A 14,213-nucleotide genomic window follows, 5' to 3' on the forward strand; every position below is an offset into this window, starting at 1 on the left:
CCCGCCGGCGGGACAGCCGCCCCGCCGATCGACGGTCAGCGGCCGTCCCGGTCCACCCGACCCCGGGTGTCCCGGGAGACCCCGCGCAGCAGCCGCCGGGGCGCGTGCCGCAGCCCGGCCACCGCCAGCTTGTACTTCCACGTCGGAACGCTGACCAGCTTCCCTTTCCCCAGGTCACGCAGCCCTTCGGCGACCACATCGTCGGCCTTGAGCCACAGCCAGCGCGGAGTTCCGGACATGTCGATGCCCGCCCGCTCGTGATAGCCGGTACGGGTGTAGCCGGGGCAGAGCGCCATCACCCGTACGCCGAGCGGGGCCACCGACCGGGCGATCGACTCACTGAAATTCGTCACCCACGCCTTGCTCGCCGAGTACGTCGACCCGGGCATGACCACCCCGAACCCGGCAACCGAAGAGACATTTATCACTGTCCCACGGCCACGTTCGACCATCGGGCCGAGGGCCGCGTGGGTCAGCCGCAGCACCGCCAACACGTTGAGCCGCAGCAGCCGCGCCTCGTCCTCGACGGTCGACCGGAGGAACGGGGTGTTGAGGCTGATCCCGGCGTTGTTGACCAGCAGCTCGACCGGCGGTTCGGCGGTGAGCCGGCGCTCGACCGCCGCGCAGCCGTCGTCGGTGGACAGATCGGCGGAGATCGTCTCGACCGACCGCCCGTACCGGCCGGTCAGCTCGCCGGCCGTGGCGTCCAGTCGGCCGGCGTCCCGGGCCACCAGGACCAGGTCCCAGCCGTCGGCGGCGAGCCGGTGCGCGAAGGCGGCCCCGATCCCGGCGCTGGCGCCGGTGATCAGGGCCCGGCCCTGGGTGGTGGTTGGTTCGGCGGTCACGGGCGCTCCTCCGGGGGCGGGGTCGGGCCGGGCGGGGCGGTGCGCGACCAGGAGGCGAGCGGCCCCGACGGCGGCGCGTACCCGGGCGGGGGTCCGTAGCCGGGCGCGGTCGGGTAGCCGGGCGCGGTCGGGGCGCTCGACGGCGTCGGCGGGCCGGCCGGGGCCGGACGGCGGTGGAGGAAGGCGTCCACGGCGGGCAGGGTCAGCAACGCGGCGACCACCAGGTAGCCGAGGACCTGCGCCACCGACAGGGCCGCGTTCAGCGGGATCCACCAGCCCGGATACGCGTCGCCGAGCCGGGCGAGCAGTTCGGCGGTGACCTGCTCGCCGGCGCCCAGCCGCAGCGGCGCGGCCCGCTGGCCGACCAGCACGGCCAGCCCGCAGCAGCCGCAGAGCAGGCCCAGCCCGCAGACCACCCAGGTGCCCACCCGGGCGCCCGCGCGCCCGGCGAGCAGGCCGAGGGCGAGACCGAAGAGCACCAGGCCGACCAGCACCCCGACCACGGCCGACAGCACGGTGGAGGCGCGCAGCAGCGACACCACCCCGTCGATCTCGTCGGCCCCGGCACCGGTCGCGCTCGCCGCCGCCCGGAAGCGGTCGACGGTGCCGCCCAGGACGAGCAGGCCCGCGACGGCGTACACCACGGCGCCGACGGCCATCAGCACCAGCACGGCGGCCGCCGCGACGACCGCCGCCGGGCGACGGGGCGGCGCCTGATCGGCATACGACACGACAGATCCCTCCGGTAGGCGTCGGCTTGCAACCTACTCGGAGGGATCGTCGGCGTCGCTCTTATCCGGACGTCAACTCGCGGATGGCGGCCGGCTCTCCGGACCCGCGGTCCCGCCCTCCCCACCACCCGGCTGACCCGGACCAGGCTGGCCGGAGCCCGGCTGGCCGGGAGCCGGCGGGGCCGGCGGCTGCCACGGACCGGGCTCGGCGGGGTGGGCCGGGGCCGACGGGTAGCCGGGCTGGCCGACGGCGTACGGCTGGGCCGGGTAGGCGGCGCCGGGCAGCGGCGGCTCCCAGGCCTGCTGCGGCTTACGGAAGAACTCGTTGGCCGGGGGCAGCGCCAGCAGGATCAGGGCGGCCAGCAGGGCGAGCAGGCCGAGGACGCCGAGCAGCGTGGTGACCGGGCCGTACCAGGAGGGCAAGGCGTCCTCCAGCCGGCGTTGGATCTCCGCGCCGCTCGGCATGTCGCCGGTGTTCCCGCCGCTGGTGAACCCGCCGACCGCGTTGTTCACCAGGCTGCCGCCGGTGCAGCAGACCAGGATGCCGCCCAGCACCCAGGTGGTGATCCGGGCGCCGTTGCGGCCGCGGTTGTTCAGCAGCGCCAGGACGACCATGCCGACGGCGAGCAGCAGGGTCAGCACGCCCACCCCGATGCCGAAGCCGTAGGCGAGGTCGCCGGCCTGCTCGGCGGCGGTGCCGCGGTAGGCGTCCCGCAGGACGTTCCGGATGGTGCCGATGGTGGAGAGCGTGAGGATCAGGCTCACCACCTGGATGACGGCGAACAGGATGAGCAGCCAGCTGGATATCGTCACCACGCCGGGGCGGGCGCGGGTGGGCGTGCCGTGGACATCGACCATGATTCTCCTTCCCTAGATCACCCGCATACCGTAACCAGCTCCGGCCACCACGGCACGGCACGCCGGGCGGGAACCTGCGGGGCGACGGCGTGGATCAGCCGGCGAGCGGTGACTCCGCCCGGCAGAGCCGATGATGCTCGGCGGTGACCACACCGAGGAGGAAGAGGTCGACGGCGACGGCGGAGACCGCCCCGAACTGGTTGACGGTGAAGTTGAAGATCTGCCCGAAGAGCAGGTCCACCAGGAGCGCCAGTTTGAACAGCCGGAACGCGTCGGCCCGGTCCCGGCGCAGCCGCAGCGCCGCCCGTACGCTGAGCACGGCGGTGATCAGCGCGGAGATCGAGGTGCCGAGCACCGCGCCCCACTCCCGCTGCTGGTTCAGCTCACCGGTCACCTGGTCGAGCAGCACCGCGGCCACGGTGACCACCGGCTCCACCACCAGGTAGACCACCACCGGCCAGACCAGCCACCGGCGCGCGGTCAGCCAGGCGACGACCCGGCGGCCGAGGGACACCCAGCGCTGCCAGAACCGGACCGGTGGCGGCTCGCGGCGCGGCACCGCGTCGAGCAGCCGGGCCACCGCCTCCTCCGTGGCCGGACCCGATCCCCGGACCAGCCGCAGCACCGCCGCGCGCCGCCGGTCGGTGAGTCCACCCGGCACCCCGCCCAGCACCAGGTCCAGCGCGTTCGCGGTCCGCTCGGCGGGGGTCAGCCGGATCCGGCCCCGAACCGCCTGGGTGAGCACGACCAGCAGGGCGAACGCGCCGTAGATGATGCCGGCGGCCGGGGCGTAGAAGTAGTCGGTGCGGGTGGTGACGAACTTGCCCACCTCGTCGATGAAGAGCCCGAAGCCGACGCCGCCGACGATCGCGCCGGCCGTTCGGGGCCCCCCGCCGAGGAAGACCATCGCGATGCCGAGGCCGACCGCCATCAGCAGCCCGCCCCAGAGCACGTGCGCGACGTGCAGGCCGCCCCCGCCGAGCTGCGGATATCCGGTGGCCTGTAGATACGCCCGGGTGACCAGCACGGTGACCACCCCGGAGAGCACGAACGCCTCGAGGTACGTGGCCGCCTCCACCGACCGGGTCGGCACCCGGTTGCGGAGCCACTCGACGCCCGGTGGCGTCCGGCGGCGACGCGACGACCGGGGCGGCATGCCCCCGAACCTAGTAGCCGCGCCACTCCACGCGGGCGTACTCCAGCACCCTGGGCTGCAACAACGTGGAGGCGGGCACGTCCAGCCGGCCCCGATCGGCGGGGAAGGCCGCCGCCGCGGCCAGCACCGACGGGGTGAGGAAGCGCAGCGGCGGTACGTCGGCGGGCAGCTCCAGCACCGGCGGGGTGGTCCCCGGCGCGGCCAGCACGAACCCCCAGTCGCCGAAGCTCGGCACGTCCACGTGGTACGGCACGGTGGCGAAGCCGGCCTCGCGGACCGACCGCTCGATCGACCAGTACGACCGGGGCGCGAAGTACGGCGACCCGGACTGCACCACCAGCCGCCCACGATCTGCGAGCACCGAGCGGATCAGCGCGTAGAACTCGACCGTGTAGAGCTTGGCGGTGGCCGTCTCGTCCGGGTCGGGCAGGTCGGCCACCACCACGTCGAAGCGTTCCGTGGCGGTGCGCAGCCAGCCGAACGCGTCGACGTTGAGCACCCGCACCCGAGGGTCGGCGAACGAGTTCCGGTTGAGGTCGCGCAGCTGCGGCTCGGTGCGGGCCAGCCTCACCACGGCCGGGTCGAGGTCGACCACGGTCACCCGACGGACGTCCGGATACTTCAGGATCTCGCGGAGGGCGAGCCCGTCCCCGGCGCCGAGCACCAGCACCTCGCCGCGCGGGCCGCTCATCACCGGGTGCACCAGCGACTCGTGGTAGCGGTACTCGTCGACCGAGCTGAACTGGAGGTCGCCGTTGAGGAAGAGCCGCAGGTCGGTGTCGGCGTGGCCCACCTCCCGCACCGACCGGGTGAGCACGATCTCCTGATAGGGGCTGCGCTCGGCGTGCACCACCGGGTCCCGGTACAGCTGCTGCCGGGCGGTCAGCTCGAAGTCGGCGGCGGTGATCCAGGCGTATCCCAGGCAGAGGGCGACCACGACGGCGCCCGCGCCGAGCGCGACGCGCGCGCGACGGCTCAGCTCGCGGCGGAAGACCGTGCAGGCCAGCGCGAGGCCGGCCACCGCGTTCACCATGCCGACCACCAGGGCGCCCTTGAGCTGGCCGAAGACCGGCATCAGCAGGAACGGGAAGGCCAGCCCGCCGAGCAGCGCGCCCACGTAGTCGGCGGCGAAGAGGTCGGCGACCGCGCTGCCGGCGGACTGCTCGCGGATGCGTTGCAGCATCACCATCAGCAGCGGGATCTCCGCGCCGATCAGCAGGCCGAGGACGAAGGCGGTGCCGACCAGCGCCGGGCCGTAGAGGTCGAGCCAGGCGAACGCGGCGTAGAGGCCGAGCACGGAGAGGCCGCCGAGCAGGGCGAGGGTCAGTTCGATCGCGGCGAACGCGGCGGCGGCCCGGGACTGCAGCGGCTTCGCGACGAGCGCGCCGACGCCCATCGCGAAGACCATCACGCCGAGCACGATCGACGCCTGGCCGACCGCGTCGCCGATCAGGTAGCTGCCGAGCGCGACCAGCGCCAGCTCGTAGACCAGGCCGCAGGCCGCGCAGACGAAGACCGCGAGCAGGACCGCCGCGCGGGCCGCCCGCCAACGCGGCCGCGCCGGCGCGTCGGTGGTCACGCCGTTTCCCGGGTACGCCCGGCGGCTTCCGCCCCGGCGCGCTGCGCGGGCACGACGCCCCGGAGCTGCCGGCGGCGCTGCACCACGCCCACGGTGACGAAGAGTGCGGCGAGCAGCAGCAGCCCGGTCACGGCGATGAGCCAGCCCCAGCGGTCCCGCCAGAAGTCGCTGCCGGCGGCCGGCAGCGGGCTGGCCGCGGCGGCCGGTTCGACGCTCGGGGGGGCCGCCGGCTGCGCGACCCCCGCCTCCGCGGCGAGCAGCGGCAGCGTGGTCGCGGCGCGGGTGACCGCCCAACCGGGGTCGTCGACGAAGGCGTCGTCGTCCAGCCCGAACCGCTCCAGGCCGCGTTGGATGCTGGAAAGGTCGGCGGCGTCGACGTCGTCCGAGCCGTTCACCCGGACGGAGGCGGAGTCCGACGCCTCACTGCTCTCCGAGGTGTAGTTGACGTCGGCCTCGACCTCGATCCAGCGCAGGCAGCGCGGGTCCTCGCCCACCGCGATCCCGTCACCGAGGTTGGAGCCGACGCTCGTCACCGTCGGGTAGTCCGTCAGCCGCCAGCCGTAGCAGATGCCCTGGCTGGCGGCGGCCTCCTGCAGCAGCGGCACGGTGTCCGTCCGCTCGTCGGCCGCCGGGGCGGGCACCGTCAGGCTGTCGGAGTCGTTGGTGAACGCGCCGACGGCGCAGAAGGCCACCACCACCGCCGTGATCCCGATCCAGAGCGCGGCCTGCTTCCACGCCTTGGACCTCCCGCGGGCGTTCGGGATGTCGTGGCCGGTCGGCCTGGCGGCGGCCATCAGCTGATGGCGGCGGCGATGATCGCGCCGGTGGCGAGGTGCACGACCGCGGAGACCCAGACCGCCGGGTGCGGCTCCGGGTCCACCAGCAGCTCACCGAGCTTGCCGGGGGTGGCCACGTCGAGCAGCACGAAGGCCGCCGCCATGATGACCAGCCCGAGGACGCCGTACGCGGCCGTGCCGACCAGACCGAGCACGAAGTCGTCCTCGCTCGCGGCGATCGCGGCGACCACGATGACGCCGACCCCGGCCAGGTTGGAGGCGAGCAGCAGCGCCGCGTTGCGGTTGCGCTCGTGCCAGATCAGATGGTTCAGCCGACCCGGGGTGGCCAGGTCGACCAGCAGGTAACCGATGCCCATCAGGACGACGCCGACCACGCCGTAGGCGAGGGTGACCAGCAGATCGGTGGCGAGGTTCTGCACTTCAGCTCCAGGGTGAGGGGGTCGGACGGCTATTTGCCGGCACCGGGGCCACCGCCCCGGACGGTGCTGCCACGGCCCCAGCCCCAGCCCCGGCCGACGACGTGGTGGTAGCGGGGGTAGGCGGTGGTCATCCGCTCCAGCAGGATCACCGAGCCGGCGGCGACCGGCAGGATCACCACCGAGTCGTCGTCGTAGCGCAGGTAGACCCCGCTGCCGTCGACGTACTGGTCGGCGGGCCGCCAGGCGTCGGTGATGTCCTTGGACACCTGGCTGGGCGTGCGGTTCGAGGTGTACGCGACGGCGTCCCGGCCGATGTCCCGGCTCGACGCGCGGCGGTAGTGGTCCTGCACGTACCCGCGCGGCGAGAAGTTGCCGTAGAAGATCGCGAAGGCGGCGAGCAGCGCGCCGACCACGGCGACGGCCACCCCCACCACGATCCACCGCCGGTACGTCGTCGTCACAGTGCCACCGCGGTTCGCGACTGCGGGGCGCGCAAACCCGGCTCACTCCTCGCGCTCACAAGGATCACCACCGTTTCGGTCAGGACCAGCTCGTTGGTCTGGGGGTACGCGTGCCAGGTGCGCCAGGCGACCGTCCCGTCGGGCGGGTCGGGGCGCACGGAGAGCGCGGTGACCGCGTCCACGTCGCCGGGGAAGACCCCGACCAGCGCGTACGGGTCGCCGGCCAGTTCGGCGCGGAGCGCGGCGACCCGGGTGCGCAGGCCGTCGCCGTCGGGCCGGAGCACCGTAGCGGTGAACCGGTAGCCGGCGGCGTCGTCGTGCAGGGCGCCGGGCAGGTGCGGCGGGCGGCCGGGCAGGCAGGCGACCGTCTCGGTCAGCTGTCCGCAGACGACCTGGTGGGAGGCGCCGAGCAGGCGCAGCCGCAGGGTCAGCCCGTCGGGCAGGCTCAGCTCCCGTACGTGCAGCGCGGGGCGTTCCGGGCCGCCGAGCGTCAGGCTCAGGTCGGCGGCGCTGGTGTCCACGTACGGGGCGTCCAGGGTGACCAGCACGCTCAGGCCACCTGCTCCGGGCCGCCCTGCGGGTAGATCATCACCTCGGCCCGGTGCAGCTTCTCGCCGAGCGCCACCTCCCAGCCGGCTTCCCCGTACGCCTCGAAGGAGAGCCGGGCGCCGCCGGGCGCCTGGTAGTCGTGGTAGCGCATGGTGCCGCGCGGGTCGAGGCCGGTGCCGTCGGTGGCGGTGTAGCGGGCCTGGCCGGACTCGTCCCAGGTGTACCGGCGGCCGGCGATGTCGAGGGTCGGCGCGCCCGGCGTGACGGTGGCGGACGGCTCGGCGGTCCAGAGCACCAACTCCAGGTCGGGGTCCGTTTCGACGGAGAGCCAGCGTTTCACCCCACCGGCGTCGTCGAGCAGATGCTCGGCCCAGCTCCAGCCGCCCTCGACCAGGTGCACCGAGCCGCGGACCGTGCACGGCACCTGGCGGATCTCCACGATGTCGCCGGGGCGCAGCTTGCGGGGGTCACCGCGCAGCGCGTCGGAGTCCCGGTCGCGGAACGGGTCGGCGGGGGCCGGCGGGCGTGGCCGGGACCGGGCCCTGCGCAGCGCCACCACGGCGATCACGACACCGGCCACCCCGATCAGACACCCCAGCGCCGTCACCAGGTACGCCACCGAACCGTTCACGCCGACCGCCTCCCCCACGTGCGTCGGGGAGACGGTAACAACCCGACGCACAGCCGCCGAACGGCTGACCGCTGAGCCACCGGTCAGCTACGCGGCGGCCAGAGCTGGCCCGGCACGATCTGGGCGGGTGGAAGCGGTTCCGCTCGGGAGCCCCGCTCGTGGCTCAGCCACCCAGGGTGCCGGCGGTGGGATCGACGGGCGGCTTCCCCGGCCCGTCGGGCGTCCGGCTCCCGGGTGCGGACCGGTCAACGCCGGCTGGCGGGGGATCGTCCGGGGTGGGCGCCGCCGGTCCGGTGGGCGGCTGGGCGAAGTGCAGCGCCGGGTTGGGGCAGAGCACGTACCCCGGCGGCGGCATCGCAGCGGGCATCGGGTAGCCGTAGCCGTAGGGAAATGCCGCACCGGGCGGCGGGGGGCCGTAGCCGAAGGGCAGCGGCGGAGCGCCTGCCGGGACCGCCGGCTGTGGCCGGAACCAGCGGCCCGACTCGGGGAGCAGGAGCAGCACCACCACGGTCGCGGTCAACGCCAGCACCAGGAGGAACCCGATGCCGGTGAGCCCGAAGAACGTGTCGGCCGGGTCGCCCTGCGCATAGAGGGTGTCCAGGAACTTCGACTGCTCCCAGTCCTCGGGCGGTACGCCGTCGGACGGGTCGAAGCCGGGGTCGGTGGTTCCCGCGGCCAGCATGATCGGGATGACCAACGCGCCCGAGCAGCCCTGTACGAGACAGACCAGCAGCTGCGCACCGGCGGCCACGAAGACCAGGATCCGGGCGATGTTGCTGCCCCGGCGCAGGGGCAGCGCGGTGGCGGCGAGCCAGCCCGCCAGGAGCAGCACAGGCACACCGACGCTCAGCGTCATGAAGAGGTTGCCGGAGCGCTCGTTCGAGACCTCCGTGGGGTCCGCGTCGGGGACCAGCCGTACCGCCCGGTCGATCTGGGCGTCGTACCGCACCGCCGCGAAGACCACCAGGCCGATCAGGAGCAGCAGGACGGCGACGGTGGCGAGCTGCAACCAGACCGCGACGGTGACGATGCCGGGTCGGGCGGGTCGGGCCGGCGCGGTGTCGGGCGAGGTCATGGCTGGCAAGGTACGGCGTGCCCGCCAGGCGCCGGCAGAGCCGATCGGGCAGGACCCGGACAGCGGAGCGGATCAGTTGCCGGCGAGCCGTTCCGTGGCGTACCCGCGCAGGGTCGCGCGGCCCATCACGCAGCCGCTGAAGGTGGTGAACTCGCCGGCGTCGTCGCGCAGCCGCGTCCAGGCCGCCCGACCGGCCTCCGGGTCGACCCGGTCCAGCAATGTGGCCGCGTACGCCTTGCCGGCCGGCGAGCCGTGCTGGAGCAGCCAGTCGACCTTCTTGCGGGCCTGTTCCGGATGCTCGTCGAGCGCCCGCTCCACGTGCCGGTACGCGTCGGTCTCCGGCAGGATCTGGGAGGCGATCCCCACCCCGCCGAAGGCGAGCGTGTCCGCCTTGGCCAGCTCCTTGACGGCCGCGTCGAGCTCGCGGTCCTTCTTCCCGATCCCCAACATGCCCTCACTATTGCCCCGCCGCGCCGCCGCTGACCCTCTTGACCAAGAAGTTTGCGTCCGGGAGCACGGGCTCCACGGACGCAAACTTCTTGATCACCACAGGGGGTCGTCAGGCGGTGACCGTGAGGCCTTCCTTGGTGTCGGCGAGGTCGACCCTGACGGTGTCGCCGTCGCGGATCTGGCCGGCCAGGAGGGCCTTGGCGAGCTGGTCGCCGATGGCGGACTGGACCAGGCGGCGCAGCGGGCGGGCACCGTAGATCGGGTCGTACCCGTGCTCGGCGAGCCACGTCCGGGCCGCCTCGGTGATCTCCAGGCCGAGCCGCCGGTCGGCCAAGCGGCGGCGCATCCGGTCGAGCTGGATGTCCACGATCGACCGCAGGTCGTCACCGCGCAGCGCGGCGAAGACCACGATGTCGTCGAGGCGGTTGAGGAACTCCGGCTTGAAGTGCGACCGGACCACCGCGAGGACGCCCTCCCGGCGCTGCTCCTCGGCCAGCGTCAGGTCGCTGATCACCGACGATCCCAGGTTGGAGGTGAGGATCAGGATCGCGTTGCGGAAGTCCACCGTCCGGCCCTGGCCGTCGGTGAGCCGGCCGTCGTCGAGCACCTGGAGCAGCACGTCGAAGACGTCCGGGTGGGCCTTCTCCACCTCGTCGAGCAGGATCACCGAGTACGGCCGGCGGCGCACCGCCTCGGTGAGCTGGCCGCCCTCCTCGTAGCCGACGTACCCGGGCGGGGCGCCGACCAGGCGGGCGACGGAGTGCTTCTCGCCGTACTCGCTCATGTCGATGCGGACCATGGCCCGCTCGTCGTCGAAGAGGAACTCGGCGAGCGCCTTGGCCAGCTCGGTCTTGCCGACACCGGTCGGGCCGAGGAAGAGGAAGCTGCCGGTCGGGCGGTCCGGGTCGGCGACGCCGGCCCGGGCGCGGCGGACCGCGTCGGAGACCGCGCCGACCGCCTCGGACTGGCCGACCACGCGGGTGCGCAGCGACTCCTCCATCCGGAGCAGCTTGGCGGTCTCGCCCTCCAGCAGCCGGCCGGCGGGGATGCCGGTCCAGGAGGCGACCACGGCGGCGATGTCGTCCGCGCCGACCTCCTCCTTGAGCATCGCGCCGTCGGCCTGGAGCCGGGCCAGCTCCTCCTCGGCCTTCGCCAGGTCGGCCTTGAGGGCGGGGATCCGGCCGTAGCGCAGCTCGGCGGCGCGTTCCAGCTCGCCGTCGCGCTCGGCCCGCTCGGCCTCGCCGCTGAGCCGCTCCAGCTCCTCCTTGGCGGTGGAGAGCTTGGTGATGTGGCTCTTCTCCAGCTGCCAGCGCTCCGACAGCGCGGTGAGCTGCTCGCGCTTGTCGGCCAGCTCCTTGCGCAGCCGCTCCAGCCGCTCGGCGGAGGCGGCGTCCGGCTCCTTGGCCAGCGCCATCTCCTCGATCTCCAGCCGGCGCACCGCCCGCTCGATCTCGTCCACCTCGACCGGCCGGGAGTCGATCTCCATCCGGAGCCGGGACGCGGACTCGTCGACCAGGTCGATCGCCTTGTCGGGCAGGAACCGGTCGGTGATGTAGCGGTCGGAGAGGCTGGCGGCGGCCACCAGCGCGGCGTCGGTGATCCGGACGCCGTGGTGCACCTCGTACCGCTCCTTGAGGCCGCGCAGGATGCCGATGGTGTCCTCGATGGTCGGCTCGCCGACCAGTACCGGCTGGAAGCGGCGCTCCAGCGCCGGGTCCTTCTCGATGTGCTCGCGGTACTCGTCCAGCGTGGTCGCGCCGACCATCCGCAGCTCACCACGGGCCAGCATCGGCTTGAGCATGTTGCCGGCGTCCATCGAGCCCTCGCCCTTGCCGGCGCCGACGACGGTGTGCAGCTCGTCGAGGAAGGTGATGACCTGGCCGTTGGAGTTCTTGATCTCCTCCAGCACGGACTTCAGCCGCTCCTCGAACTGGCCGCGGTACTGCGCGCCGGCCACCATCGCCCCGAGGTCGAGCGAGACCAGCTTCTTGTCCCGCAGCGACTCGGGCACGTCGCCGGCGACGATCCGCTGGGCCAGGCCCTCGACGATCGCGGTCTTGCCGACGCCGGGCTCGCCGATCAGCACCGGGTTGTTCTTGGTACGCCGGGACAGCACCTGGATCACCCGACGGATCTCCGAGTCCCGGCCGATGACCGGGTCGATCTTGCCGTCCCGGGCGCTGGCGGTCAGGTCGACGCCGTACTTCGCCAGGGCCTGGTAGGTCTGCTCCGGGTCGGCGGTGGTGACCCGCCGGTCCCCGCCGCGGACGGTCGGGAAGGCGGCGACCAGGTTCTCCTCGGTGGCGCCGGCGGCCTTCAACGCGCCGGAGACCGCGCCACCCACCCGGGCCAGGCCGGCGAGCAGGTGCTCGGTGGAGGTGTACTCGTCGCCGAGGGGCCGGGCGATCTGCTCGGCGGCCCCGATGGCGTTGACGAACTCGCGGGCCAGGGTGGGCTCGGCGATGCTGGAGCCGCGGGCGGCCGGCAGGGCGTCGACCGAGCGCTGGGCGACCCGGCGCAGCTCGGCGGGGTCGGCCCCGACGGCGCGCAGCAGGCCGGCGGCGGTCGAGCCCTCGGTGTCCAGCAGCGCCAGCAGCAGGTGCCACGGCTCCACCGTGGCGTGGCCGCGCTGGTTGGCCAGGGCGACGGCGCCGGTGATGGTCTCGCGGCTCTTGGTGGTGAGACGTTCCGTGTTCATGGGCTCCCCCGGATCGGCGTGTCCACTAAGAAAGACACAACCAGAGTTGAGCCTATTCCGCTCAACTCCAGCTGTGTGACCTGGCTCACTCCGGGCGCCGCCAGCGCCAGTCGAACTCGCCGGGCGCGGGGGGCGGGCCGGGCAGCGATGGCTCGGTCACGGCCAGGCCGGCCAGCAGCACCGCGAGGTGGCGGCGGCGCAACTGCCGGGTCCGCTCCGGATCGGGTACGCGGACCGCGGCGCACCCCTCCAGCAGCAGCCCGACGTCCTGTGTCACCACGTCCGGCCGGAGCCGCCCGGCGTCCCGCGCCCGCTCGACCAGCGCCGCGACCAACTCGTTGGCGCGCACCGCGTCGCGGCCCATCTCCTCGGTCGGAGCGAAGGTGCCGGCCAGGCGCACGGTGAGCGAGTGCACGTCGGCGTCGACCACCCGCTCCAGGAACCCGGCGAACGCCCGCCAGGGGTCCGGGTCGGCGGCGGCCTCCTCGGCCGCCGCGACGAACCGCCGCAGCCCGTCGTGGCAGAGCTTGCGGAGCAGGTCCTCCTTGCCGGCGTACCGCCGGTAGAGGGCGCTGATGCCGACGCCGGCGCGCTCGGCGACGGCGGCGATCGGCGCCTTCGGGTCGTCCAGGAACACGGCGCGGGCCGCGTCCAGGATGACGGCGTCGTTCCGGGCGGCCTGGGCGCGGCGGCCGGTGAGCGGCGGGCTGTCAGTCGGGTTCGGCACGGGTCCAGGATAGCAGTGGAACGGATCGTTCCGCTCTGGTATGTTTAAGCGGAACAAAACATTCCGTTCTGAAGGAGCAGCCATGTCCGGCACCGCGATCCGCCCGTTCCGCGTCGACATCCCGCAGACCGCCCTGGACGACCTCGCCGACCGGCTGCGCCGCACCAACTTGCCCGGTGAGCTGCCCGGCGCCGGCGACGCGTACGGCATGACCACCGACCGGGTCCGCGACCTGGCGACGTACTGGCTGGAGAAGTTCGACTGGCGGGCGGTCGAGACACGGCTGAACGCCCACCCGCAGTTCGTCACCGAGATCGACGGCGAGGACATCCACTTCCTGCACGTCCGGTCGTCCCGTCCGGATGCCACCCCGCTGGTGCTCACCCACGGTTGGCCCGGCACCGTGGTCGAGTACCTGGACGTGATCACCCCGCTCACCGAGCCGACCGACCCGGCCGGGCCGGCGTTCCACCTGGTCATCCCGTCGCTGCCCGGCTTCGGCTTCTCCGGCCCGACCCGCAGCGCCGGCTGGAACCGGTACCGCACCGCCCGCGCCTGGGCCGAGCTGATGTCCCGGCTCGGGTACGACCGCTACGGCGCGGTCGGCAACGACGGCGGCTCGCTGATCTCGCCCGAGCTGGGCCGGGTCGATGCCGAGCACGTGCTCGGGGTGCACGTCACCCAACTCTTCTCGTTCCCGTCCGGCGACCCCGCCGAGTTCCAGGGGCTCTCCGGCGCCGATCAGACGGCCCTGAAGCACCTCCAGTGGTTCTACGAGCACAAGTTCTCCTTCAACCAGGTGCACAGCCAGCAGCCGCAGACCCTGGCCTTCGCGCTGGCCGACTCGCCGGTCGGTCTGCTCGCCTGGAACGCCCAGCTCTTCGACGAGAGCCTCGACGCCGACTTCGTGCTGGCCAACGTCGCGATCTACTGGCTCACCGGGACGGCCGCCTCGGCGATGCGGTTCTACTGGGAGGACGCGCACGCCACCGAGCAGCCCACCGGGCCTACCACCGCGCCGACCGCGCTGGCGATGTTCCCGGGCGACTTCCAGTCGATCCGCCGGTTCGCGGAACGCGACCACGCGAACATCGTGCGGTGGACGGCGTACGAGACGGACGTCGAGGGACGCGGGGACGTCGGCGGCCACTACGCCGCGCACGAGGCGACCGCCGTGCTGGTGGGCGACATCCGGCAGTTCTTCGCCCCGCTCCGCTGAGCGTCGACCGCCGGCCGC

General features: G+C 73.5%; 15 protein-coding genes. 1 reads left to right on the forward strand and 14 read right to left on the reverse strand.

What is annotated here, in order from left to right:
* Positions 1-35 precede the first annotated feature (35 nt).
* The 14 genes from OG799_RS28205 to OG799_RS28270 all read right to left on the reverse strand — a co-directional run bounded on the left by OG799_RS28205 (position 36) and on the right by OG799_RS28270 (position 12,976).
* Positions 36-845 carry an SDR family NAD(P)-dependent oxidoreductase gene (locus OG799_RS28205; RefSeq protein WP_406039207.1) on the reverse strand — a complete coding sequence of 270 codons (810 nt, stop codon included), beginning with the start codon at positions 843-845 and terminating at the stop codon, positions 36-38.
* On the reverse strand, positions 842-1,576 hold the full coding sequence (locus OG799_RS28210) for a hypothetical protein (RefSeq protein WP_406039209.1): 735 nt from the start codon (positions 1,574-1,576) through the stop codon (positions 842-844). Before OG799_RS28210 ends, OG799_RS28205 begins: the two co-directional genes overlap by 4 nt.
* A 72-nt stretch (positions 1,577-1,648) precedes the next feature.
* On the reverse strand, positions 1,649-2,434 hold the full coding sequence (locus tag OG799_RS28215) for a hypothetical protein (RefSeq protein WP_406039211.1): 786 nt from the start codon (positions 2,432-2,434) through the stop codon (positions 1,649-1,651).
* Between the two features lie 94 nt (positions 2,435-2,528).
* Positions 2,529-3,527, reverse strand: a complete 999-nt coding sequence (locus tag OG799_RS28220; protein WP_406046432.1) for a hypothetical protein — start codon at positions 3,525-3,527, stop codon at positions 2,529-2,531.
* A 73-nt stretch (positions 3,528-3,600) separates the two neighbouring features.
* Positions 3,601-5,169 (reverse strand): polyamine aminopropyltransferase, encoded by a 1,569-nt coding sequence (locus OG799_RS28225; RefSeq protein ID WP_406039213.1) that lies wholly within the window; start codon positions 5,167-5,169, stop codon positions 3,601-3,603.
* Entirely contained in the window at positions 5,166-5,963 is a 798-nt protein-coding gene (locus OG799_RS28230; RefSeq protein WP_406039215.1) for a hypothetical protein, read from the reverse strand. Before OG799_RS28230 ends, OG799_RS28225 begins: the two co-directional genes overlap by 4 nt.
* Positions 5,963-6,385: a DUF350 domain-containing protein gene (locus OG799_RS28235; protein WP_406039217.1), complete on the reverse strand. Its 423-nt coding sequence runs from the start codon at positions 6,383-6,385 to the stop codon at positions 5,963-5,965. The genes OG799_RS28230 and OG799_RS28235 overlap by 1 nt, the downstream gene beginning before the upstream one ends.
* Positions 6,386-6,414: 29 nt before the next feature.
* On the reverse strand, positions 6,415-6,846 hold the full coding sequence (locus OG799_RS28240; protein WP_406039219.1) for a DUF4247 domain-containing protein: 432 nt from the start codon (positions 6,844-6,846) through the stop codon (positions 6,415-6,417).
* Complete coding sequence (locus tag OG799_RS28245) at positions 6,843-7,394, reverse strand: DUF2617 family protein (protein ID WP_406039221.1); 552 nt, start codon at positions 7,392-7,394, stop codon at positions 6,843-6,845. The genes OG799_RS28240 and OG799_RS28245 overlap by 4 nt, the downstream gene beginning before the upstream one ends.
* A 2-nt stretch (positions 7,395-7,396) precedes the next feature.
* On the reverse strand, positions 7,397-8,026 hold the full coding sequence (locus OG799_RS28250; RefSeq protein ID WP_406039223.1) for a DUF4178 domain-containing protein: 630 nt from the start codon (positions 8,024-8,026) through the stop codon (positions 7,397-7,399).
* Between the two features lie 163 nt (positions 8,027-8,189).
* Positions 8,190-9,101 carry a hypothetical protein gene (locus OG799_RS28255; protein WP_406039225.1) on the reverse strand — a complete coding sequence of 304 codons (912 nt, stop codon included), beginning with the start codon at positions 9,099-9,101 and terminating at the stop codon, positions 8,190-8,192.
* 72 nt (positions 9,102-9,173) lie between these two features.
* Entirely contained in the window at positions 9,174-9,551 is a 378-nt protein-coding gene (locus OG799_RS28260) for a hypothetical protein (protein ID WP_406039227.1), read from the reverse strand.
* A 109-nt stretch (positions 9,552-9,660) separates the two neighbouring features.
* The gene (gene clpB, locus OG799_RS28265) at positions 9,661-12,249 is read right to left on the reverse strand and encodes an ATP-dependent chaperone ClpB (protein WP_406039229.1); all 2,589 of its coding nucleotides are present in this window, start codon (positions 12,247-12,249) and stop codon (positions 9,661-9,663) included.
* A gap of 85 nt (positions 12,250-12,334) precedes the next feature.
* Positions 12,335-12,976, reverse strand: coding sequence for a TetR/AcrR family transcriptional regulator (locus OG799_RS28270; protein WP_406039231.1), 642 nt, complete (start codon positions 12,974-12,976; stop codon positions 12,335-12,337).
* An 82-nt stretch (positions 12,977-13,058) separates the two neighbouring features.
* Between OG799_RS28270 and OG799_RS28275 the strand changes: the two genes are divergently transcribed.
* A complete protein-coding gene (locus OG799_RS28275; protein ID WP_406039233.1) occupies positions 13,059-14,195 on the forward strand; it encodes an epoxide hydrolase family protein in 1,137 nt (378 codons plus the stop codon).
* Positions 14,196-14,213 lie beyond the last annotated feature (18 nt).

The organism is Micromonospora sp. NBC_00898, assembly GCF_045207895.1.
GTDB lineage: Bacteria > Actinomycetota > Actinomycetes > Mycobacteriales > Micromonosporaceae > Micromonospora.

Coding starts and splice junctions, on each gene's coding strand:
- OG799_RS28275 (WP_406039233.1), top strand. CDS start 13,059: ATGTCCGGCACCGCGATCCGCCCGTTCCGCGTCGACATCCCGCAGACC.
- OG799_RS28255 (WP_406039225.1), bottom strand. CDS start 9,101: ATGACCTCGCCCGACACCGCGCCGGCCCGACCCGCCCGACCCGGCATC.
- OG799_RS28215 (WP_406039211.1), bottom strand. CDS start 2,434: ATGGTCGATGTCCACGGCACGCCCACCCGCGCCCGCCCCGGCGTGGTG.
- clpB (WP_406039229.1), bottom strand. CDS start 12,249: ATGAACACGGAACGTCTCACCACCAAGAGCCGCGAGACCATCACCGGC.
- OG799_RS28260 (WP_406039227.1), bottom strand. CDS start 9,551: ATGTTGGGGATCGGGAAGAAGGACCGCGAGCTCGACGCGGCCGTCAAG.
- OG799_RS28230 (WP_406039215.1), bottom strand. CDS start 5,963: ATGGCCGCCGCCAGGCCGACCGGCCACGACATCCCGAACGCCCGCGGG.